This window comes from Actinomycetospora termitidis (genome assembly GCF_030286555.1).
GTDB classification, from domain to species: Bacteria; Actinomycetota; Actinomycetes; order Mycobacteriales; family Pseudonocardiaceae; genus Actinomycetospora; species Actinomycetospora termitidis.
The window spans coordinates 152220-173482 of sequence record NZ_JASVWF010000010.1 but is presented as its reverse complement, the minus strand read 5'-3'; the positions used below and the strand labels follow the sequence as shown (position 1 = coordinate 173482).

The window sequence follows — 21263 nt, the reverse complement described above, 5'->3', positions numbered from 1 at the left end:
ATAGTGAGGGAGCCGACTATTCGTCGTCCACGAGGGGGCCCCGCTCGATGATCGTTCTCGGACTCAGTGGTCTTCCGAATTCGCAACGGAAGCTTCACGAGGACAACCCGGACATCGATCCGCTCGACGCGCGAATCTGTCAGGGACTCGACAGCGCCGCCGCGATCATCGTCGACGGGACGCTCGTGGCCGCCGCGTCCGAGGAGCGGTTCGACGGCGACAAGGGCACCGGCGCCCTGCCCCGGCAGGCCATCGCCTGGTGCCTGGCCGAGGCGGGGGTGTCCGCCGACGACGTCGACGTCGTGGCCCACGGCTTCGACTACGACCGCCACGAGCGGGCGTTCGTCCTGAACCGGACCCACTTCAAGGAGGTCCTGAGCTCGCAGACGGTGCGCGACGCGCTCACCGACGCGGGGTGGCCGCAGCTGGCCGCGGCGCTGACGCCGGTAGAGCACCACCGGGCCCACGCGCTGTCCGCCGTCGTGCCCAGCGGGTTCGACCGTGGGCTCGCCGTCGTCTCCGACGGCATGGGCGAGGTCGACTCGGTGACGATCTTCCGTTTCGACGGGCGTGAGCTGGAGAAGCTGCACTCGCAGCCGATCGCCGCGTCCCTCGGCATTCTGTACTCCATCGGGACGCGGTTCCTCGGTTTCCAGTTCAACAATGACGAGTACAAGGTCATGGGCCTCGCGCCCTACGGCGACCCGGAGCGTTACCGCGAGGTCTTCCGCAAGCTCACCCGATTCGATCACGACAAGGGCTCCGTCGTGATCGACTGGCCCACGGGAGCACTCTCCGACGCCGAACACGGCTACCCGTACGCCCGGACGATGCTCGAGGAGCAGACGTTCACCCCGTCGCTCCCGGACGGCTCGATCCAGCGCGACGAGGCCGACTTCGCGGCCTCGATGCAGGAGTGCCTGACCGACCTGCTCGTGGACCTCGTCGGGTACTGGCTGGAGAAGACCGGAGAGACGAACCTGGCGCTGGCCGGCGGGACGTTCCTCAACTGCAAGTCCAACCAGTCGATCGCCGACCTCCCCGGCGTGCAGCGCCTGTTCGTCCAGCCGGCCTCCGGGGACGACGGGACCTCGCTGGGCGCGGCGTACGCGGTGGCGGAGGACCTGAAGCCGGTCGCGACGCCGTTCGACCCCTACCTCGGCGCCCGCTACTCCGCCGACGAGGTGCGGGCCGTGCTCGAGGCGCGGCCCGACCTGCAGTGGCGCGAGGTCGGGATGACCGACGAGTACCTCGCGGCGGCCGCCGACGACATCGCTGCGGACCGGATCATCGCGGTCTTCCACGACCGCATGGAGTTCGGGCCGCGCGCGCTGGGCAACCGCTCGATCCTGGCCCGCCCCGACGGGGACCGGATCAAGGACCGGATCAACTCGGCGGTGAAGTTCCGCGAGGCGTTCCGTCCGTTCGCCCCCGCGGTGCACGTCGACGACCGGGACCGGCTCTTCGTCACCCGCGGCTTCGAGCCGGACCACTACATGCTCTGCACCGCCCACGTGCGGCCGGAGGCGAAGCCGGTCCTGTCCGGCATCGTGCACGAGGACGACTCGGCCCGGATCCAGACCGTGACGCCCGGGCTGAACCCGACGTTCGCGTCTCTGCTGGCGCAGGTCAAGGAGCGCACCGGCACCGGCTGCGTCGTGAACACGTCGTTCAACGTCAAGGGCCAGCCGCTGATCATGGACCCGGCCACCGCGGTCGACACGTTCGCCCGGATCGCCCTCGACCGGCTGTACATCGAGGGCTTCGTCGTGGAAGGCACCGCGCGGTGAGCGTCCAGATCTACTCCACCTGCCCGCAGTCGAAGGACGTGCCGGCGGGGGAGTACGCGGGAGCGGTCGCCGAGGTCGCGCGGTGGAGCGAGGCCGCGGGCTGTACCGGGATGCTCGTCTACACCGACAACGGCATCGCGGACCCGTGGCTGGTCGCCCAGCACGCGATCACGGCCACGGAGCGCCTCGCCCCGCTGGTCGCGGTGCAGCCGGTGTACATGCACCCGTTCACGGCGGCGTCGATGGTGTCCTCACTGTCCTACCTGCACGGCCGGTCGGTGCACCTCAACATGCTCGCGGGCGGGTTCCGCAACGACCTGCTCGCACTGGGCGACCCGACCGAGCACGACGACCGCTACGCGCGCACCACCGAGTACACGCAGATCCTCATGGCGCTGCTGCGTGGCGAGACCGTCACGCACGAGGGTCGCTGGCACCAGGTGCACAACCTCAAGCTCGCCCCGGCGCTGCCGGCCGAGCTGATGCCGGAGGTGCTGATCTCCGGGTCGTCGCCCGCCGGCCGCGCGGCGGCCGAGGCGATCGGCGCGGTGCCGATCCGGTACCCGGAGCCGCTCGGCCAGGAGACCTCCGAGGCCCCGACCGGCGGGGGCGTGCGGGTCGGGATCGTCGCGCGCGAGGACACCGCCGATGCGTGGAAGGTCGCGGAGGAGCGCTTCCCGACCGACCGCAAGGGCCAGATCGCGCACTCCATGGCGATGCGGGCGAGCGACTCGTCGTGGCACGCCCAGCTCTCGGAGGCCGCGAAGGCCCAGCCGGTGACCGTCGACGGCGAGCCCGACCCGTTCTGGCTCGGGCCGTTCCAGAACTACCAGACGTTCTGCCCGTACCTGGTCGGCTCCTACGACCGCGTGGCCGCCGCGATCGCGCACTACGCCGGGCAGGGCACCCGGGTGTTCGTGCTGGACATCCCGCCGTCGGCCGAGGAGCTCGACCACATCGGCGAGGTCTTCCGCCGGGCGGGCGTGGTGGCAGTGGGTGGCGGCGAGTGACTCGTCTCGAGGACCTGCTCACCGCCTCGGCCGAACGTTCCCCGGGCTCGACGGCGCTGGTCGGGCCGGACGGCGTCGAGACCCTCTCCTACGCCGACCTGGACGCGCTGACGAACCGGATCGCGTCGATGCTCGTCGACCGCGGTGTGGCGCCGGGCGACCGCGTCGGGGTGCTCGCGGCCAAGACGCCGTGGACGATCGCGTCGCTGATCGGGACGCTCAAGGCCGGCGGGGTCTACGTGCCGGTCGACTCGGCGAGCCCGGCCGCGCGGGTCGCGCGGATCGTCCGCTCCGCCGAGCCCACGGTGCTGCTCGCGGACGCGACGGCCGAGACGCTCGTCGACGGCCTCGTCGACGAAGGCCTCCCGGACCTCACGGTGGGCTCGCTGGAGTCGCCGTTGGAGGGGGAGCGCTTCACGACGGCGTTCGCCGCGGGTGACATCGCGGCGCTCGACCCGACCCGACCCGACGTCGGGAAGGATCCGCTCGCGCACCTGCTCTTCACCTCGGGATCCACCGGGATCCCGAAGGGCGTGATGATCACGCACGACATGGTGTCGGCGTTCGTCGACTGGGCGCTCGGGCACTTCGGGACGAAGCCGGGCGACCGGATCTCGGGGCACCCGCCGCTGCACTTCGACCTCTCGACGTTCGACATCTACGCGACGCTCGCCGCCGGTGCGGAGCTGCACCTCGTGCCGGCGTCGCTGGGCCTGGACGCGCGGAGGACGGCGGCGTTCATCCGCGACCGGGAGCTCACGCAGTGGTTCTCGGTGCCGTCGGTGCTGACCTACCTGGCGCGGTTCGACGCCGTCGGGCAGGACGACTTCCCGGCGCTGGAGCGGCTGCTGTGGTGCGGCGAGGTGCTGCCGACGCCGATCCTCGCGCACTGGATGCGCAAGCTCCCGCGGGTGCGGTTCACGAACCTGTACGGGCCGACCGAGGCGACGATCGCCTCGTCGTACTACGACGTTCCCTCGGTCCCGGAGGACGAGTCCGTCCCGGTGCCGATCGGGCGGCCGTGCGACGGCGAGTCGCTGGTCGTGCTCGACGAGGGCCGGGAGGCGGCCGTCGGGGAGATCGGCGAGCTGTACATCGGCGGGGTCGGGTTGTCGCCGGGGTACTGGCGCGACCAGGAGAAGACCGACGCCGCGTTCGTCACCGGGCCGGACGGAGAGCGGATCTACAAGACCGGCGACCTGGCCCGCGCGGACGCCGACGGCGTCGTCCACTTCCTCGGACGGACCGATTCGCAGATCAAGTCGCGCGGCTACCGGATCGAGCTGGGCGAGATCGAGACCGCGGTGAACACCGTGTCGGGCGTGCGCGAGTGCGCGGTGGTGGGCGTCGACCTCGGCGGGTTCGAGGGCACGACGATCTGCTGCGCGTACTCCGTGACCGAGGGCGCGGAGCTGCCGGTCAACGACATGCGCCGGGCGGTGGGGACGCTCGTGCCGCGCTACATGGTGCCGGCGAAGTGGCTCGTGCTCGACGAACTGCCGAAGAACGTGAACGGGAAGATCGACCGGCCGGTGCTGCGGGAGCGGTTCCGACCGGCGCCGAAGGAGAGCGAGTGATGTTGACCGAGACCACGGCCGCGCTCCGGTCCCAGGTGGCGGACGTGGTGAGCGACCGGGCGGGCATCGACGTGCCGTCCGCCGAGGAGGACCTCCTCGAGGCCGGCCTCATCGACTCCCTGGCGCTGGTGACGCTGATCGTGGCGCTGGAGGAGACCTTCGGCGTGCAGCTCCCGCTCGACGACTTCGACATCGAGCGCTTCCGCTCGGTCGCGGCGATGGCCGACTTCCTCGTGGAGGTGGGGGCGAGCCCCATGTGAGCACTCAGTGGGGCTGTAGCCCCACTGAGTGCTCACGAGGCGAAGCCACCTCCTACGCGTCGAGCAACCGCGCCAGCGCCGCCGGGGCCTCCGACGGGTCGGCCATCGTCTCGACCCGCGCCCCGACCGCCTCCGCCAGCGCGACGGCGTCCGACGAGTCGTCGGCCGGGGCAAGGATCAGCAGCTCGTCCAGGGACGCGGCGAGGGGCACCGGGTCCTTGTCGTCGGTCGCCCGGCAGTCCGAGAGCAGCACCGTGACCCGTCGGGACGAGCGCGCCGCCACGAGCTGGTCCGCCGCCGAACGCATCGCCGCCGACAACCCCGTCACCCCGTGACCCCGCAGGGCCAGGAGCTGGTCGACCAGGATCTCCGGGGGCGTCGGCTGGTGCAGCCCGCGCTGCACGGTCGCCTCCCGCTCGAACGACACCACCGCGAACTCCTCCGGCGCCCGCCACGCGCACGCGGCCGCCGTGAGGGCCGCCGCCGCCAGTCGCCCGCCCGTCATCGACCCGGAGGTGTCGACGAGCAGGCACAACGCGATGCCCGGCTGGGCCCAGTCGATCGCGTGGAGGTCCTCCAGGTGCGGGGGCAGGCCGGCGGCCCGCGCCTCGACCAGCGGTTCCATCGACGCGTCGATGTCGATGTCCCCGCCGCGGTCGGCCGGACGCAGCCGGAGCTTGGAGGAGCCCCGGGCGCGCGACGGCCCGACCTTGGAGCGTTCCAGCAGGAGCGTGCCCGCCAGTCGGCGTGCCTTCTCCCGCAGCGTCTCGTCGGTCGCCTTCGTCATGTCGACCAGGAGCTCCATCGCGGCCCCCGGGTCCTCCCGCAGGAGCGCGTCGAAGGTCTCCTGGTCGATCTCGCCGACCTGCGGCGAGACCGACTCGAAGTCCTCGTGACGACGGGCGAGGTCCGCCCGCGACGTCTTCGGCGCGGCCTTCTGGCGGGACTTGCGGTCTACCCCTCCGCTGCCCGCGCCGGGCGGGCTCTGGCTCCCCCCGACGCATCATCCCCGGAGGAGTCGGACGGATCGTCCTCCGACGGCTCACGCCCGAAGACCGCTTCGTAGAGCTCCCGGATGACCTCCTCCGGCGTGCGCCGCGCCGACTCGATCACCTTGATCCGGCCCGATAGCGCGACCGTGGCGGCGTCGAGTCCGACCCGCCAGTCGTCGACGGACCGGTCGCGGGTCGCGGCCAGCGAGACGGTGACCCGGGCGAGGTCGATGGCGCCGCGGACCGACGAGCCGGTCCGCAGGTCCTTGTGCTCGCGGGTGCGGCGCACGAGGTCGACGGCCTTCTCCCGCCACGCGTCCGGGGTGACCGGCGCGCGTCCCGCCACGATCTGCGCCTCGTCGGCCGCGGACTGGTAGCCCATGGCGATCCGGCACGTGCGGTCGTGCAGGGCCGCGGAGATCCGCGCCGTACCGACCGCGTCGTACGGGTTCATCGCCGCGACCATGCGGAAGCCGGTCTCGGCGGGGATCCGGCCGAGGCGCGGGACGGTCAGTTCGCCCTCGCTCATGACCGTGATGAGGACGTTGAGGGTCTCCTCGGGGACGCGGTTGAGCTCCTCGATGTAGAGCAGCCCGCCCTCGCGGAGCGCCGAGACGAGGGGGCCGTCGACGAAGATCTCCTCGACGTACCCGTCGGCCAGCACGCGGGCCGGGTCGAAGTGCCCGACCAGCCGCGCCGGCGTCAGCTCGGCGTTCCCCTCGACGAAGTGGAAGCCGATGCTGCGGGAGTGCGCGACCCCGCGCAGCAGGGTCGACTTCCCGGTGCCCGGCGGGCCCTCCAGGACGACATGGGTACCGCCGTCGAGCGCGGCCTGGAGAAGCTCGGTCTCCCGGCCGCGCCCGACGGTGGCGACGGTGTCCACCAACGTGTGGTGCTCCGTTCTCGGTGCTCGAGGGTGGCTCAGTGCTCGTGGATGAGCACGCCGCGGACGTTCTTGCCCTCTTCGAGGTCGGCGTAGCCCTCGTTGACCTGCTCCAGGGTGTAGGTCTTCGTGATCAGCTCGTCGAGCTTGATGTCCCCGCTCTGGTACATCCCGAGGATCTTCGGGATGTCCGTGGTCGGGTTGCAGTCGCCGAACAGCGTGCCCTTGATCGTCTTCTTGAACAGGGTCATGATCGAGCCCGGGATGTGGACGTTCTGCTCGGTCAGCTTGTTCAGACCGGTGAGGACGACGGTGCCGCCCTTGCCGATGGCGTCGAACGCGCCGGTGATGATCTGCTCGGTGACCAGGCCGGCCGTCACGACCGCCTTGTCGGCGCCGTTGCCGTTGGTCATCTGGCGGGCGAGGTCGGCGGCCTCCTCGATGGAGCCGACGGCGTGCGTGGCGCCGAGCTCCATGGCCTTCTCCCGCTTGTTCTCCAGCGGGTCGACGGCGATGAGGTTCTTCGCGCCCGCGAAGCGCGCACCCTGCACGGCGTTGATGCCGATGCCGCCGACACCGGAGACGATGACGGTCTCACCGGGCTGCACGTCGGCGGCGTAGACCGCCGAGCCCCAGCCGGTCGGGACGCCGCAGCCGACGAGCACGGCCTTCTCGCGCGGCAGCTCGTCGTCGACCTTGACGACCGAGGTCTGGCTGATCGTCCCGTACTGGCTGAACGTGCCGATCATGCACATCGCGCCGTAGTTCTTCTCCGCGCCGGGCCCGGTGAAGGGGAAGCGCCCGCTGGGCAGCTCGCCGGAGAGGATGTTCGCGCCCATGTCGCAGATGGCCTGCTGACCGGTGGCGCACCAGCGGCAGACACCGCAGTTGGGGATGAAGGAGCAGACGACGCTGTCGCCGGGCTTCACGCGCGTGACGCCGGGGCCGACCTCCTCGATGATGCCCGCGCCCTCGTGGCCCAGGACCATCGGCAGGCGCGCCTCGAGGTCGCCGTTGGCGATGTGGATGTCGGAGTGGCACAGCCCGGCGTGGGTGTACCGGATCAGGACCTCGCCCTCCTCGGGCCCCGCGAGGTCGAGCTCGACGACCTCGATCGGCTTGCCGGTCTCGTAGACGACCGCAGCCTTGGTCTTCATAGGGAAACGTCCTCCTCGGCGATGGACACATCACACATGCAGCGGTGGCGATGCTCACATGGATCGTCGCCCGTGACCAGTGCCCACAGCGGCTCTGTTCATCGTCATGGAGCTGTCACACGTCCGTCGTCGGAAAACCCCTCGTCAGCGGTGCGAAATCTGCCGATGGCCGGAGAAACTTGATCCGTTCCAGTTTGGCTGGCACGGTGGGGTCGTGCCCACGACGACCGAGTACGAGCGCCGCGTGCGCGAGGCCGGTCTGCGCGTGACCCGTCCCCGTGTCGCGGTCCTCGCCGCGGTGCAGGACCACCCGCATCTCGACACGGAGGCGATCATCGGTCTCGTCCGTGCCGACCTCGGAGCGGTGTCCCACCAGGCCGTCTACGACGTCCTGCGGGCCCTCACCGCGGCCGGACTGCTGCGTCGCATCGAGCCCGAGGGCTCCGCGGCGCGGTACGAGACGCGGGTAGGGGACAACCACCACCATGTCGTGTGCCGCTCCTGCGGCGCGATCGCCGACGTCGACTGCGCCGTCGGCGAGGCGCCGTGCCTGACCGCTTCGGACGACCACGGCTTCGTCATCGACGAGGCCGAGGTCGTCTTCTGGGGCCGTTGCCCCTCCTGTCAGGCGGCGCACGCCACCACCACCCCACACCCCACCGGAGGGAACAGTCGTGTCTGAGCACGTCACCCGCGAGACGGAGATGAACACGGAGGACGCGGGCGGCTGCCCGGTCCACGCCGGCCGTCTCTCCCACCCGACCGAGGGTGGCGGGAACGTCGACTGGTGGCCCAACCAGTTGAACCTGCGGATCCTGCGTAGCCACACCCAGGCGTCCAACCCGATGGACCCGGACTTCGACTACGCGAAGGAGTTCGCGACCGTCGACCTGGACCAGCTCGCCGCCGACGTCGACAGCACTCTCAAGACCTCGCAGGACTGGTGGCCGGCCGACTTCGGCACCTACTCGGGCTTCATGATCCGCATGGCGTGGCACTCGGCGGGCACCTACCGCCTGGCCGACGGCCGCGGCGGCGCCGGCATGGGCATGCAGCGCTTCGCGCCGCTGAACAGCTGGCCGGACAACGGGAACCTGGACAAGGCCCGCCGTCTGCTGTGGCCGGTCAAGCAGAAGTACGGCAAGAAGCTCTCCTGGGCCGACCTGCTGATCTTCGCCGGGAACCGTGCCCTCGAGATCTCGGGCTTCACCACCTACGGCTTCGCCGGTGGCCGCCCGGACGTCTTCGAGCCGGACAACGAGACCTACTGGGGCCCGGAGAACTACTGGCTCGGCGGCGACCAGCGCTACACCGGTGAGCGCACGCTCGAGCAACCCCTGGGCGCCTCGCAGATGGGCCTGATCTACGTCAACCCGGAGGGCCCGGACGGCAACCCGGACCCGCTGGCCGCCGCGCGCGACATCCGCGAGACCTTCGGCCGAATGGCGATGAACGACGAGGAGACCGTCGCCCTCATCGCCGGCGGTCACACCCTCGGCAAGACCCACGGTGCGGCCGACCCCGACCAGTACGTCGGCCCCGAGCCCGAGGGCGCCTCCATCGAGGAGGGCGGCCTGGGCTGGAAGCAGGGCTTCGGCAAGGGCAAGGGCCGCGACACCATCACCTCCGGCCTCGAGGTCACCTGGACCTCCACGCCGGCGAAGTGGAGCCACGGCTACTTCGAGAACCTGTTCGCCTACGAGTGGGAGCTCCACAAGTCGCCGGCCGGGGCGTGGCAGTACCGCCCGGTGAACGGCGGCGGCGCCAACACGGTGCCGGACCCGGAGACCGGCGAGCTCACCCGCCAGCCCACGATGCTGGTCACCGACATCTCCCTGAAGGTCGACCCGGTCTACAAGGAGATCTCGCAGCGGTTCCACCAGAACCCGGCCGAGTTCAACGACGCGTTCGCCCGCGCCTGGTACAAGCTGACCCACCGCGACATGGGCCCGGTCGACCGCTACATCGGTGCCTGGGTCCCGCAGGAGACGCTGATCTGGCAGGACCCGGTGCCGAAGCACGAGGGCCCGCTGCTCACCCACGACGAGGCCGAGGAGCTCGAGAAGCAGGTCCTCGACTCGGGCCTCACGGTGTCGCAGCTGGTCAAGGCGGCCTGGGCCTCGGCGTCCACGTTCCGCATCGGTGACAAGCGTGGTGGCGCCAACGGCGCCCGCGTGCGCCTCGACCCGCAGATCGACTGGGAGGTCAACGACCCGCAGGAGCTGCGGCGGACGCTGTCCACCCTCGAGGGCATCGCCCAGGCGTCGGGCAAGGTCTCGCTGGCCGACCTGATCGTCCTCGCCGGTGGTGCGGCGATCGAGAAGGCGGCGAAGGACGCCGGCGTGTCGATCGAGGTGCCGTTCACCCCGGGCCGCACGGACGCGAGCCAGGAGTGGACGGACACCGACTCGTTCACCTACCTCGAGCCGAAGGCCGACGGCTTCCGCAACTTCCTCGGCAAGGGCCACGCGCTCCCCGCCGAGTACCTGCTGGTCGACCGGGCGAACCTGCTCAACCTGACCGCGCCGGAGATGACCGCGCTCGTCGGCGGCCTGCGCGTGCTCGGCGCGAACACGGGCGGCTCGACGCACGGTGTGCTGACCACGCGCCCGGGTCAGCTCACGAACGACTTCTTCACCAACCTCCTCGACATGAACACGACCTGGGCCAAGGTCGCCGAGGAGGAGGGCCTGTACGAGGCGCGCGGGGCCGACGGCGAGGTCCGCTGGACCGGCACCCGCAACGACCTGGTGTTCAGCTCGAACTCCGAGCTGCGCGCGGTCGCGGAGATCTACGCCGAGAGCGGCTCCGAGGAGAAGTTCGTCCGCGACTTCGTCGCGGCCTGGGTCAAGGTCATGAACCTCGACCGGTACGACGTGTGAGCTGCACTCAGGTGAGCACCTCGAGGGGCTATACGCCCTCTTAGTGCTCACCTGCGAAGCACATGGCCCGGGTCGGCTGCTCACGAGCAGCCGGCCCGGGCCGTCGTCGTCTCAGACCAGGGTGACGCTGTCGCCGCGGGCGATCGTGCCGCCGCGGACGACCTCGGCGTACGCGCCCGCGCACGGCAGGACCCCGAACCCGGGCACCTCCACGCGGTTCTCGCGCATCAGCGGCGTGATCGCCCGCGGCTCGCGACCCAGGTCGCCGTGCTCCAGGGTCGGCACCGAGCAGCGGGGCGTGGGCAGCGTCGGGCGCAGCACCACCTCGCCGACGTGCAGTTCCCGGCCGAGCCAGGAGTTCTCCTCGAACGGGGTGCCGCCCGCGATCACGAGGTTCGGCCGGTAGCGCAGGGCCTCGACGCCGAGGTGGTCGAGGGTCGCCGTCGTGATCAGGTGGATCGGCGAGTGGTCGACGAACGTGTCGCCCTCGGTGCCCTGGCTGATCTCCAGCGTCGGGGCCTCGATCTCGGCCTCCACACCCTGCGCGAGCACCTCCTCGGGGTCGGGTCGCTCCACCGAGGACCCCGCGGGCCGCTGCGCGTGGATCTCCACGGCCCGTCCGAGGTCGGCCGACAGGGTCTCGACGAGGCGCGGATCCTCCGCGTCGATCGTCTCCCCGCCGGGCGTCGTCACGACGACGCGGTCGTCCTGCACCGCCGCCGAGTACTGCAGCAGGCGGCGCCAGAGCCGGGGGTGCTTGGCGGTGCAGACGTACCCCGTCGTCGGGTCGAGCAGGGCGCGCCACCGGTCGCTCTCCAGGCCGGTGGCCCCGACGGCGATCCGCTCGACCTGCTGGCCGAGCATCGACTTGACGGGGTAGCGGGTCAGCGTCGTGAGCTCCACCTGGCCATCATCGCTCAGCGCGGCGCGCCGCGAGCGTCGGCTTGAGGTCGACGACGGGCGTCCCGTCGAACGCCTCCAGTGCGTCCACCCGGATGCGGGTGCCGTCGACGGCGAGCACCCGGGCGGTGTGCAGCCCGAGCGGGTTCGGCCGCGCGGGGGAGCGGGTGCTGAACACGCCCGTGGGTGCGCGGGTCGGGTCGCTGCGCGGGTGGACGACCTGCACGTCCCGGTCGGCCTCGTGCAGCCAGGTGATCACGACGAGCTCGTCCCCGACCGCGAGGTCGGCGCACGCGTCGGCGAGGTCGGGGTCGATCACGAGCCACGCGTCCGGGGCGCCCTCGTCGGCCTGCTTGGGGGCGTCGTCGCGGTCGGTCAGCGTCGACTCGACGTGGCCGACCACGCGCAGCGTGTAGGTCATCCCGGGATCCCCTCGACGACGGCCTCCACTTGGCGGATGAGGTCGAACGACACCGTGCCACCACCCGGCGGGGCGACGACGTGGTGCACGCCCTGCGCGCCGGCGATGCGCCCGACGGCCGGCTCGCCCGCGTCGAACTCGTCGGTCACCACGAGGACGTCGAGCTCGTGCACGGTGCCGTCGGTGAGCTCCAGGCCCTCGCCGCGCACCCGGGCGAGGTCGTGCCACGGCACCGCCGTCACCTCGGGGCGGGCGAACAGCTCGAGCCACCCGTCGTCGAGCACGACCCGCCCCGACCCGGCGTCGGGAACGAGCAGGTCGGCGAGCTGCGGGTCGGCGAGACGAGCCCGCATCGCCGCACGGTCCGGGACGAGCGGTCCGACCGGCGGGGGCGCCTCGCGCAGCGACGCGAACCCGTCGCGGTAGTCGTCGCGCTCGCGCCAGCCGTACACCGGGTTCTCGCGGGCGAGGACGTCGCGGGGCGCGTCCACGACGACGGCCAGCGACGCGACCTTCCCGACGATCCACGGTGCGAGCTGGATCGTGGCGGCGGTGGTCCCGAGCAGTCCGACCCGCCGTCCGGACAGGTCGTTGCCGTCCTCGGTCCACGCCGCCGTCCGCAGGACGAGGCCCCCGAAGGCGTCCACGACGACCCCGGGTTCGCGGGGCAGCCGGCCGGTGCAGGCCACGACGTGCCGGGCCCGGGCCACCTCGCCGTCGTCGGTCCGCACCGCCCACCCGCCGTCGACGGCCGCGAGCGAGACCACCCGTGCCCCGAAGGAGACGTGCCGCCGCAGGTCGAGCCGGTCGGCGACGAACCGGAACCAGCGCTGCACCTCGTAGCCCGCGGGGTGGCGCTCGCTCCAGCCCCAGTCCCGGTAGAGCTGCTCGGAGACGAGGTACTGGTAGAGGTGGCCCTCGGTGTCGAGGTGCGAGCCGGGGTAGGCGTGCCACCACCAGGTGCCGCCCACGTTGCCGGCCTCGTCGAAGGCGTGCACCCGCAGCCCCCGCTCGCGCAGCAGGTGCAGGGCGAGCAGCCCGGAGAAGCCGGCGCCGACGACGGCCACGTCGAGGTCCATCATCGGATTCTGATGGACGGCATCCCTCGCGTGACACTGAACGACGGCCGATCGGTCCCGCAGCTCGGGTTCGGCGTGTACCACGTGCCGCCCGAGGACACCGCCCGCGTCGCCCGCACCGCGTTCGCGCTGGGCCACCGCCACGTCGACACGGCGCAGGGCTACGGCAACGAGGCGCCGGTGGGGCAGGGGCTCCGCGAGTCGGGCGTGCCCCGCGAGGACGTGTGGATCACGACGAAGCTCGACGACGGCCGCCACGGCGACCCCCGCGCGGCGCTCGCGGAGAGCCTGGAGCGGCTCGGCACCGGGTACGTCGATCTGTTCCTGGTCCACCGCCCCGGGGACCGGGACGTCGAGACCTGGCGGACGCTCGTCGCGCTGCGGGACGAGGGCCTGGCGCGCTCGATCGGGCTGTCGAACTTCTCCCGACGGCAGGTGCGGGCGGTCGTGGACGCGACCGGGGTCGTCCCCGCGGTGCACCAGATCCGGGCCAACCCGCGCACGCCGCACCGGGCGATGCAGGCCTTCCACCGGCGCCACGGCATCGCCACGGAGGCGTGGGGGCCGCTGCGTGAGGGACGGCTCACCGAGCACCCGACCGCCCGCCGCGTGGCCGAGCGGGTGGGCGCGACCCCGGCCCAGGTGCTGCTGCGCTGGCACCTGGAGCGCGGGCTGATCGCGTTCCCGAAGACGACCTCCTCCGCGCGTCTGGCCGAGAACCTCGGCGCCGTCGACGTCCGGCTCTCGCCCGGTGACCTCCGGGCGATCGACCGGATGCGCCGGCGGCCCTAGCGGACCGTCACCTCGAGGTGTTCGTACCCGCGCAGGCCATTGTTGATCATCGGGGTGCGGGAGACGATCTCGAACCGGGAGACGTGGTCCGCGAGGCGTTCGAGCAGCGTCGACATCTCCAACCGCGCCAGGTGCATGCCCACGCACACGTGCTCGCCGCGACCGAACGCGAGGTGGTCGGACGGCTTGCGGGTGATGTCGAAGCGCTCCGGGTCGGGGTACTTGCGCTCGTCGCGGTTGGCCGAGCCGTAGAGCAGGGCGACCCGGCTCCCGGCCGGCAGCGCGACGCCGTCGATCTCGTGGTCCTCGGTGAGCACGCGGGTGAACTGGGGGACCGGGGTCTCGATGCGCAGCGCCTCGTTGATCGCGTGCGGGATCAGCGACCGGTCCGCCCGCAGGAGGTCCCACTGGTCGGGGTGGTCCGCGAACAGCGCGATCATCGAGGCGATCCCGAGGATCGTGGTGTCGAGGCTCGGCGTCACGTAGTCGAGCATCATCACCGGGCACTTCTCGCGCGGCATCTCGCCCCGGTCGGCGGCCTCGTAGAGGTGCGCGGCCCAGCCGTTCGGGTCGATCCGCCCGGGGACGGCGTCGTTCGCGGCGAAGTCGAGGAACTCGCCGACCTTCGGTCCGGCGTCGAGGAACCGCTGGTTGCGCGGGCCCTGGACGTCCCAGATCGCGGCCGCCCACTCCAGCATCTTCACCCGGTGCTCCTCGCCGAGCCCGACCAGCTGCGAGACCACCGCCATCGGCAGGTGCTCGGCCAGGTCGGTGACGGCGTCGAACCGGCCCGCCTCGACCACGCGGGAGACGACCCGGTCGGCCTCCTCCTCGACGGTCGGCGTGATCTCCCGCATGCGGTCGGGCCGCAACGGGCGCCCGAGGACCGAGCGCATCATCGTGTGGTCCGGCGGGTCGGAGCAGAGCGTGATGCCCTCGAGGTTGCGGTTGGTCTCCTCGTCGACGAAGACCGACTTCGCCGACGAGAACGTGCGCCAGTCCATGAGCGCGGCGCGCACGTCGGCGTAGCGGGGGAGCGCGTAGTGGCCGTGCCGAGCCATCTCGACGACGGGTCCGGCGTCCCGGAGCTCGCGGTAGGTCGGGTACGGGTCGACGCGAGCCTCGTCGGAGAACAGGTCGACGTCGCTGACCGGGATGTCGCGGACGGCAGTCACACGCCCATCCTCGCCGCCCGATGTGACCCGGACCATCCCTCTGCCATCGAGCGGAAGGCCGGCTCAGTTCACCTGCCGCCCGTGGCCCTCCCAGTACTGCTCGCGCAGCTTGAACTTCTGCAGCTTGCCGGCGGCGGTCCGGGCGAGCGGCTCCCGGAACTCGACCGACGTCGGCGCCTTGTAGCGGGCGAGGTGGGCCTTGCAGTGGGCGATCAGGTCGGCCTCGCCGACCTCGGCCTCGGGCGCGAGGACCACCAGCGCCTTGATCGTCTCGCCCCACTTCTCGTCGGGGACCCCGATCACGGCGACCTCCGCGACCGCGGGGTGGCTGAACAGCGTGTCCTCCACCTCGATCGAGGAGACGTTCTCGCCGCCGGTGATGATCACGTCCTTCCGGCGGTCACTGATCGTCAGGTAGCCGTCGTCGTCGATCACCCCGCCGTCGCCGGTGTGGAACCAGCCGTCCCGCAGCTGGGCGGCGGTCTCCTCGGGCTTGTTCCGGTACCCGGTCATGACGACGTTGGAGCGGGCCAGGACCTCGCCGTCCCCGGAGAGGCGGATCGTCGCACCCAGCGCCGGCGCGCCCGCCCGGCCGAGCTTGGCCGCGCGGTCCTCCGGGGACAGGTCGTCCCACTCGGCCCGGCGACGGTTCACCGTCAGCAGCGGCGCCGTCTCGGTGAGCCCGTAGATCTGGAGGAACTCCCAGCCGAGCTCCGTCTCGATCTGCGCGATGGTGCGGGTGGGCGGGGGAGCGCCGGCGACGACGATCCGCACCCGTCCGCGGCCCGGGATCTCGCCGTCCCAGTCCTTCGCCGCGGTGAGCACCGCGCTCACGACGGCGGGTGCGGCGCACATGATCGTGACGCCGTGCTCCTCGACGCGCCGCAGGATCTCCGCGCCGTCGACCTGGCGCAGCACGACGTGCTTCGCCCCGACCCCCGTCATGCCGTAGGGCATCCCCCAGCCGTTCGCATGGAACATCGGGAGGGTGTGGAGGTAGACGTCGCGGTCGTTCGCACCGGCGTGCATCGCGAACGTGGTGGCGTTGACCCAGAGGTTGCGGTGGGTCAGTTCGACGCCCTTCGGACGCGCTGTCGTGCCGGACGTGTAGTTGATCGTCGCCGTGGCGTTCTCGTCGGGCTCCCACGGCTCGGGGTCGACGCCGAAGCGGTACATCTCGGCGTCGCCGCCCTCGCCGAGGACGATCGTGCGCTCGGCTCGGACGCCCTTCAGCTGGTCCTCGAGCGCCGGGTCGACGAGCAGGAGCCGGGCTCCGGAGTCCTCCACGATGTAGGAGACCTCGTCGGTCGACAGGCGGAAGTTGACCGGGACGAGGATCCGCCCGTACCCGGAGACGCCGAAGAACGACGTCAGCAGGCGGGCGCTGTTGTGGCTGACGATCGCGACGCGCTCGCCGAACCCGATCCCCATCGCGTCCAGGGCGGCGGCCTGGGCGCGGGCGAGCTCGGCGACGCGGGCGTACGTCAGGTCCTGCCGCGGGGCCGCGGGCTGGTCGGGTTCGTCGACGACGCCGGTGCGCGCGCCGTAGACGGTCGCCGCGCGGTCGAGGAAGTGGCGGACCTCGAACGGAACCAGCATGGTGCCCCCTCCACGAGCCGGTGTGCCGGAACGGTGTACACCGGCGGCACCCGTCACGACCAGACCGCGATTGCCTTCGGGCGGCACGTGTGGGACGAATCGGGCTCCGCCCGACCCGGGAGTCGCCATGACACACGCCTCCGTCCAGCAGGACCCGGCCGAACCGCTCGAGCCGCCCACCGGCGCCGCCCGCCTGCGCAGCCTCGGGCCGGGCATCCTGGCCGCCGCGGCCGGCGTCGGCGCGGGCGACCTCGTCGCGACGATGGTCGCGGGCGCCGAGTACGGCACCGCGCTGCTGTGGGCGGCGCTCGTGGGCACCGGGCTCAAGCTGGCCTTGGGCGAGGGGGTCGGCCGCTGGCACCTGGCGTCGGGATCGACCCTGCTCGACGGCTGGCGCCGCCTCGGTCGTTGGGCGACCGGGTTCTTCGCGGTCTACATCGTGATCTGGGGCTTCGTCTACGGCGCGACCGCGATGTCGGCGGTCGGGCTGCCGCTGAACGCGCTGTTCGGGGGCCTGTCGGTGCGCTACTGGGCGATGATCGCCGGCGTCGTCGGCCTCGCCCTGGTGTGGGCCCAGCGCTACCAGGTCTTCGAGAAGTTCGTGACGGTGCTGGTGGCGCTGAAGTTCGTGACCGTCGTGTCGGTCGCGATCCTCGTGACCCCGAACCTCGGCGACCTCGCGTCCGGGCTCGTGCCCCGCCTCCCGGAGGGGTCGACCGTCTACGTCCTCGGGCTGGTCGGCGGCGTCGGCGGCACGATCACGATGGCCGCCTACGGCTACTGGATGTTCGCCAAGGGCTGGAAGGGCACCGGCTGGCTGTCGATGATGCGGCTCGACAACGCCGTCGGCTACGTCATGACGGGCATCTTCGTCGTGGCGATGTTGATCGTCGGGTCGACGCTGCTGCTCGGCCAGGACCTCACCGAGTCCGACCGCGGCCTGCTCACCCTCGGCGAGGTCCTCGGTACCGACTACGGCCAGTGGGCCCGGATCCTGTTCCTCGTCGGCTTCCTCGCGGTGACGACGAGTTCGCTGCTCGGGGTGTGGAACGGCGTCAGTCTGCTGTTCGCCGACACCCTGCGCACCCTGCGCCTCCCGCACGGGAAGGCGGCCGACACGGTGGGCGCCGAGGCCGCCGTCGAGGGCGAGGAGGGGGAGCGGGGCGCCTACGAGGCGGCCACCGTCGAGCGCTCGTGGCCGTTCCGGGCATACCTGCTCTGGCTGACGGTGCCTCCGATGGTGCTGCTGTTCATCGACCGGCCGTTCGCGCTCACCCTGGTCTACGGGGTGCTCGGGTCGGTGTTCATGCCGTTCCTGGCGATCACGCTGATGCTCCTGCTGAACTCGGGCCGGGTCGCGGCCGGCGGGCGCTCGGGGTGGTTGTCGAACACCCTGCTCGGAGCGTCCTCCGTGCTCTTCCTGGCGCTCCTGGTCACCGACGTCGCCGGGCGACTCGGCTGACGTAGCGCCACATCGTCGATCGTGTTCGGCCGCTTGCGACGGCACCGACCGGAGGTTCGGACGAACTTCCGGATCGCGTCGATCCGATGACCGTCCACGGCGCGGACGTCCCGATGTGAACGCTTCCCCCGAATCCGTCCCCGACCCGCTGGCGGCCCTGCCGGTCCTGCGGGAGGCCGGTGTGAGCGTGTACTGGGAACACCTCGACGGGCGCACCGCCTGGGTCGCCGACCCCGCGACCCGCGAGGTGTGGCTCTCCCGGGCGATCCCGCCGTCGGCCCTGCTGCGCTACTTCGTCGAGGCGCTCCAGGCTCTCGACGACGGGTCCGGCGCCGAGCCCGCGCGCGGGATCACCCTGGTCCACTCGACGACGGAGGTCGAGCACCCGTCGCCGGCCCGCGCGGAGCTCCGGATCGCCCGGTCCTGACCCGGGCGGCGGGTTGCCGGAGCCTCGTCAGGACGACACGGTCGCCTCGGGCTGCCGGCGGCGGGGGACCAGGTGGGCGATCCCGACGATGACGGCGCCGACGACGAGTCCGATCACGGCCGAGCACAGCGTGTTGACCAGCCAGCCGGGGAAGCCGCCGCCGAGGAGTTCCTCGAGGTGGTGCACGAACGCGTACGGCGGGTGGAAGCCGAGCTCGTCGACCCCGACCAGCAGGATGTGCCCGCCGACCCAGAGCATCGCCACGATCCCGACGTTGGACAGGACCGCGAGCACGATCGGCATCGCCTTCACCAGCCCGCGGCCCAGGCCGGCGACGGCGCCGTTCTCCCGCTTCGAGAGCGCGAGCCCGGCGTCGTCCATCTTCACGATCAGCGCGACGACCCCGTAGACCAGCGCGGTGATGACGAGGGCCACGAACGCGAGGATCAGCGCCCGGGACACGATCGCCTCGGAGGCGACCTCGTTCAGCGCGATGACCATGATCTCGGCCGAGAGGATGAAGTCGGTGCGCACGGCGCTGGAGACGACCTTCTTCTCGGTCTCCTCGGGCGCGGACGCCACGGCCTCGTTCCGCGTCTCGGCGTGTTCCTCGTGGCCCGCGATCTTCTCCCAGACCTTCTCGGCTCCCTCGTAGGAGAGGTAGAGCCCGCCCAGCATGAGGATCGGGGTGAGCGCCCACGGTGCGAACTGACTGAGGAGCAGGGCGACCGGCAGGATGATGACGATCTTGTTGAGCAGCGATCCGCGCGCGATCCGCCCGATGATCGACAGCTCTCGCCGCGGCTCCAGGCCCTGCACGTAGCGGGGGGTCACCGCGGCGTCGTCGACGACGACGCCCGCCGCCTTCGCGCTCGCGCGGCCGGCCGCGCCGGCCACGTCGTCGAGCGACGCCGTCGTCAGCTTCACGAGGGCCGCGACGTCGTCGAGGAGGGCGAACAGGCCGGCACTCATGACGCGGAGCTTATGTCCTGTTCGGGCGGTCGGGTGGGCCCCCTCGACGGCTCGCGCGTCCCGCCGCCACCCGAGATACTCGGCAGGGACACGAGGATCTCCAGCGCGGGAGGATCGATGGCGGGATCGTGGCAGCCGGGTGACTCGGTGCCGGACCGGTGGTTGCTGGCCCTCGAGGGCGGGACGGTGACCCTCGACGAGACGGTGGCCGCCCTGCGTGACCACGAGTGGCCGGACGCGACGCCGGCGCACCGGAGTCTCGACGACCGGGACCCGTTCCCCCCGGGTGGCTGGGTGATGACGATGGACGCTGCGCACAGCGACGGCCGGATCACCGACGAGCAGTACCGGGCGATCTACGACGCCTGTCGGAAGCGCTGATTGGGCCGTTCGGGGTGGAGGTCCACCCGAATCGTTACGGGATGCTGCCGCGAATCGGCCTATCGTCCTCGACAGGGGGATTCGCCGAGGGGGTCGCCGACATGTGGATCATTCCGCCGCTACTGCCCGGAGCGTGCCGCGCCGATCGTGAGTGGCACGCCCGGGAGGTGACGGAGCTCGAGCACGAGCTCCGGGACATCTGGACCAATGTCTGCCTGACGACCCAGCTCGCGCAGGTGATCCCACCGCCCGGAGCGAAGCTGCAGGTGCCGACGATCGGCCGGATCACTCTCGACTCCGTCCCGGCGCGGTTCACGGTGCGGCTGCGGGCCGGGCAGCTCCCGGTCGACGTCGCGCGGCGGGCGGCGCGGCTCGCCGCGGCGTTCCGGGTGCCGGAGGTCGAGATCGTCCCGCTCACCACGAGCGGCGAGTGGATCTCGGTCCGGCTCCTGGAGCCGTACTGGATCGAGTGGCCCGACGAGTACGTCCTCGAGGCCGGGGACGACCGGCCCGTGGTCGACGCCGTCCAGGACCGCGACGCCCTGCCGGTCGGTGAGGGCGTCCGCGTCGTGGACGCCGAGCCCGTCCCGACCACGACGTGGGGTTCCGTGCGCCGGTTCCTCGGGGACTTCTGGCGCCTCCCGGACGGTCCCGACCCGGTCGGGCCCGCGCGCCCCTGACCGGTCGTCCGGTCACGGGCCCCGCTCCGCGTCGGTCCGGGACCGCACGTAGGCCTCGACCCCGTCGAGCACCCGGGCGAGGCCGAACTCGAAGCCGTCCGGTCCGGTCTGCGTCAGGGCCCCGGCGCGGTAGGCCCCCACCACCTCGGGGAAGCGCGCCGGGTCGACGAAGCGGGCGATCACGTCCTCGCTGCCGGCCCACCACTCCTCGTCGGGGACGCCGTCCCGGCGTTCGGCGGCGGCGTCCACGGCGTCGCGGGCCGCCCCGCGGACGTAGCGGAAGACGCTGAAGACCACGGCGACGCGGTCGTGGTGGTCCAGCCCGAGGTCCGCGACGACGCCCAGGACCGACTCGACGGCGGCGAGGGAGTTCGGACCGAGAGGGGACCGGCTCCAGGGCACGCCCAGCACCCAGGGGTGGCGGTGCGAGAGCGCGTACTCCTCGCGGGCCGCGTGCTCGAGCTTGGCGCGCCAATCGCCGGCGACCTCGGCGAGATCGGGCGACTCGGCGTTCACGGCCTCGACCATGGCGCCGAGCAGCTCGGCCTTGTCCGCGACGTGGCGGTAGAGCGACATCGTGCCCGCGCCGAGTTCCGTCGCGACCCGTCGCATGGACAGCGCGTCGAGCCCCTCGGCGTCGGCCACGGAGATCGCCGCGGTGATGATCCGGTGCCGGGTCAGGGCGGGTCGCCGGTCGGTCCCGTCCGACCAGAGCGCGGCGACCCGGCGGTCGAGGCCGTCGGCCGCGGTCTGCTCGGCGTCGGCCAACGTCCGCTCCTCCTCGGTGGGGTCGGCCCCGACGGTAGCCGGTTGCCCGCCGCTCC

General features: G+C 71.9%; 21 protein-coding genes. 11 read left to right on the top strand and 10 right to left on the bottom strand.

Translation table 11 applies throughout. The annotated features are described in order from the left end of the window. The first annotated feature begins 47 nt into the window (after positions 1-47). From QRT03_RS30705 to QRT03_RS30690, 4 genes are read left to right on the top strand one after another with little or no spacing between them, the layout of a single operon-like run. Positions 48-1790, top strand: coding sequence for a carbamoyltransferase family protein (locus tag QRT03_RS30705; RefSeq protein WP_286056975.1), 1743 nt, complete (start codon positions 48-50; stop codon positions 1788-1790). Further along, on the top strand, positions 1787-2800 hold the full coding sequence (locus tag QRT03_RS30700; RefSeq protein ID WP_286056974.1) for an LLM class flavin-dependent oxidoreductase: 1014 nt from the start codon (positions 1787-1789) through the stop codon (positions 2798-2800). The genes QRT03_RS30705 and QRT03_RS30700 overlap by 4 nt, the downstream gene beginning before the upstream one ends. Beyond that, positions 2797-4377 carry an amino acid adenylation domain-containing protein gene (locus tag QRT03_RS30695; RefSeq protein ID WP_286056973.1) on the top strand — a complete coding sequence of 527 codons (1581 nt, stop codon included), beginning with the start codon at positions 2797-2799 and terminating at the stop codon, positions 4375-4377. The genes QRT03_RS30700 and QRT03_RS30695 overlap by 4 nt, the downstream gene beginning before the upstream one ends. Then, positions 4377-4637 carry an acyl carrier protein gene (locus tag QRT03_RS30690; RefSeq protein ID WP_286056972.1) on the top strand — a complete coding sequence of 87 codons (261 nt, stop codon included), beginning with the start codon at positions 4377-4379 and terminating at the stop codon, positions 4635-4637. Before QRT03_RS30695 ends, QRT03_RS30690 begins: the two co-directional genes overlap by 1 nt. 52 nt (positions 4638-4689) lie before the next feature. Here QRT03_RS30690 and QRT03_RS30685 read toward each other — a convergent pair whose 3' ends face one another. From QRT03_RS30685 to QRT03_RS30675, 3 genes are all read right to left on the bottom strand, one after another. Then, positions 4690-5442, bottom strand: a complete 753-nt coding sequence (locus QRT03_RS30685) for a vWA domain-containing protein (RefSeq protein ID WP_286056971.1) — start codon at positions 5440-5442, stop codon at positions 4690-4692. A 149-nt stretch (positions 5443-5591) separates the two neighbouring features. Beyond that, positions 5592-6512 carry an AAA family ATPase gene (locus tag QRT03_RS30680; RefSeq protein WP_286056970.1) on the bottom strand — a complete coding sequence of 307 codons (921 nt, stop codon included), beginning with the start codon at positions 6510-6512 and terminating at the stop codon, positions 5592-5594. Between the two features lie 38 nt (positions 6513-6550). Beyond that, complete coding sequence (locus QRT03_RS30675) at positions 6551-7669, bottom strand: NDMA-dependent alcohol dehydrogenase (RefSeq protein ID WP_286056969.1); 1119 nt, start codon at positions 7667-7669, stop codon at positions 6551-6553. A 214-nt stretch (positions 7670-7883) separates the two neighbouring features. On the opposite strand from QRT03_RS30675, the gene QRT03_RS30670 reads away from it, so the two are divergent. Next, a complete protein-coding gene (locus QRT03_RS30670) occupies positions 7884-8351 on the top strand; it encodes a Fur family transcriptional regulator (RefSeq protein WP_286056968.1) in 468 nt (155 codons plus the stop codon). Between the two features lie 22 nt (positions 8352-8373). Further along, positions 8374-10551, top strand: a complete 2178-nt coding sequence (katG, locus tag QRT03_RS30665) for a catalase/peroxidase HPI (RefSeq protein ID WP_286057019.1) — start codon at positions 8374-8376, stop codon at positions 10549-10551. A gap of 111 nt (positions 10552-10662) precedes the next feature. Here the strand turns inward: katG and QRT03_RS30660 are convergent, their stop codons facing one another. From QRT03_RS30660 to QRT03_RS30650, 3 genes are read right to left on the bottom strand one after another with little or no spacing between them, the layout of a single operon-like run. Next, the gene (locus QRT03_RS30660; RefSeq protein WP_286056967.1) at positions 10663-11454 is read right to left on the bottom strand and encodes an MOSC domain-containing protein; all 792 of its coding nucleotides are present in this window, start codon (positions 11452-11454) and stop codon (positions 10663-10665) included. Positions 11455-11461: 7 nt separating this feature from the next. Then, positions 11462-11872, bottom strand: a complete 411-nt coding sequence (gene tsaA, locus QRT03_RS30655; protein WP_286056966.1) for a tRNA (N6-threonylcarbamoyladenosine(37)-N6)-methyltransferase TrmO — start codon at positions 11870-11872, stop codon at positions 11462-11464. Beyond that, positions 11869-12951: a flavin-containing monooxygenase gene (locus QRT03_RS30650; protein ID WP_286056965.1), complete on the bottom strand. Its 1083-nt coding sequence runs from the start codon at positions 12949-12951 to the stop codon at positions 11869-11871. The genes tsaA and QRT03_RS30650 overlap by 4 nt, the downstream gene beginning before the upstream one ends. 30 nt (positions 12952-12981) lie before the next feature. Here QRT03_RS30650 and QRT03_RS30645 point away from each other — a divergent pair, with 30 nt between their 5' ends. After that, positions 12982-13743, top strand: a complete 762-nt coding sequence (locus QRT03_RS30645; protein WP_286056964.1) for an aldo/keto reductase — start codon at positions 12982-12984, stop codon at positions 13741-13743. On the opposite strand, the gene QRT03_RS30640 is transcribed toward QRT03_RS30645, so the two are convergent. Together QRT03_RS30640 and QRT03_RS30635 are read right to left on the bottom strand one after the other, a co-directional pair. Then, on the bottom strand, positions 13740-14918 hold the full coding sequence (locus QRT03_RS30640) for a cytochrome P450 (RefSeq protein WP_286056963.1): 1179 nt from the start codon (positions 14916-14918) through the stop codon (positions 13740-13742). The two genes, QRT03_RS30645 and QRT03_RS30640, sit on opposite strands and share 4 nt — an antisense overlap. 63 nt (positions 14919-14981) lie before the next feature. Further along, the gene (locus QRT03_RS30635; RefSeq protein WP_286056962.1) at positions 14982-16517 is read right to left on the bottom strand and encodes an AMP-binding protein; all 1536 of its coding nucleotides are present in this window, start codon (positions 16515-16517) and stop codon (positions 14982-14984) included. A 127-nt stretch (positions 16518-16644) separates the two neighbouring features. Here QRT03_RS30635 and QRT03_RS30630 point away from each other — a divergent pair, with 127 nt between their 5' ends. Both QRT03_RS30630 and QRT03_RS30625 read left to right on the top strand, forming a co-directional pair. Beyond that, positions 16645-17979 (top strand): Nramp family divalent metal transporter, encoded by a 1335-nt coding sequence (locus QRT03_RS30630; protein WP_286056961.1) that lies wholly within the window; start codon positions 16645-16647, stop codon positions 17977-17979. A gap of 115 nt (positions 17980-18094) precedes the next feature. Continuing rightward, complete coding sequence (locus QRT03_RS30625; RefSeq protein WP_286056960.1) at positions 18095-18406, top strand: hypothetical protein; 312 nt, start codon at positions 18095-18097, stop codon at positions 18404-18406. A gap of 27 nt (positions 18407-18433) precedes the next feature. Here QRT03_RS30625 and QRT03_RS30620 read toward each other — a convergent pair whose 3' ends face one another. Further along, on the bottom strand, positions 18434-19378 hold the full coding sequence (locus QRT03_RS30620) for a DUF808 domain-containing protein (RefSeq protein WP_286056959.1): 945 nt from the start codon (positions 19376-19378) through the stop codon (positions 18434-18436). Between the two features lie 117 nt (positions 19379-19495). Between QRT03_RS30620 and QRT03_RS30615 the strand changes: the two genes are divergently transcribed. Then, positions 19496-19759, top strand: coding sequence for a hypothetical protein (locus QRT03_RS30615; RefSeq protein ID WP_286056958.1), 264 nt, complete (start codon positions 19496-19498; stop codon positions 19757-19759). 167 nt (positions 19760-19926) lie between these two features. Beyond that, positions 19927-20439: a hypothetical protein gene (locus tag QRT03_RS30610; protein WP_286056957.1), complete on the top strand. Its 513-nt coding sequence runs from the start codon at positions 19927-19929 to the stop codon at positions 20437-20439. 12 nt (positions 20440-20451) lie between these two features. Here QRT03_RS30610 and QRT03_RS30605 read toward each other — a convergent pair whose 3' ends face one another. Beyond that, on the bottom strand, positions 20452-21207 hold the full coding sequence (locus QRT03_RS30605; RefSeq protein ID WP_286056956.1) for a TetR/AcrR family transcriptional regulator: 756 nt from the start codon (positions 21205-21207) through the stop codon (positions 20452-20454). Positions 21208-21263 lie beyond the last annotated feature (56 nt).

Excerpts from the sequence above, each read along its gene's own strand:
- QRT03_RS30705 (WP_286056975.1), top strand. The coding sequence starts at position 48 with ATGATCGTTCTCGGACTCAGTGGTCTTCCGAATTCGCAACGGAAGCTT.
- QRT03_RS30650 (WP_286056965.1), bottom strand. The coding sequence starts at position 12,951 with ATGGACCTCGACGTGGCCGTCGTCGGCGCCGGCTTCTCCGGGCTGCTC.
- QRT03_RS30615 (WP_286056958.1), top strand. The coding sequence starts at position 19,496 with ATGGCGGGATCGTGGCAGCCGGGTGACTCGGTGCCGGACCGGTGGTTG.
- QRT03_RS30690 (WP_286056972.1), top strand. The coding sequence starts at position 4,377 with ATGTTGACCGAGACCACGGCCGCGCTCCGGTCCCAGGTGGCGGACGTG.
- QRT03_RS30630 (WP_286056961.1), top strand. The coding sequence starts at position 16,645 with ATGACACACGCCTCCGTCCAGCAGGACCCGGCCGAACCGCTCGAGCCG.
- QRT03_RS30685 (WP_286056971.1), bottom strand. The coding sequence starts at position 5,442 with ATGGAGCTCCTGGTCGACATGACGAAGGCGACCGACGAGACGCTGCGG.
- QRT03_RS30675 (WP_286056969.1), bottom strand. The coding sequence starts at position 7,669 with ATGAAGACCAAGGCTGCGGTCGTCTACGAGACCGGCAAGCCGATCGAG.
- QRT03_RS30620 (WP_286056959.1), bottom strand. The coding sequence starts at position 19,378 with ATGAGTGCCGGCCTGTTCGCCCTCCTCGACGACGTCGCGGCCCTCGTG.
- katG (WP_286057019.1), top strand. The coding sequence starts at position 8,374 with ATGAACACGGAGGACGCGGGCGGCTGCCCGGTCCACGCCGGCCGTCTC.
- QRT03_RS30635 (WP_286056962.1), bottom strand. The coding sequence starts at position 16,517 with ATGCTGGTTCCGTTCGAGGTCCGCCACTTCCTCGACCGCGCGGCGACC.
- tsaA (WP_286056966.1), bottom strand. The coding sequence starts at position 11,872 with ATGACCTACACGCTGCGCGTGGTCGGCCACGTCGAGTCGACGCTGACC.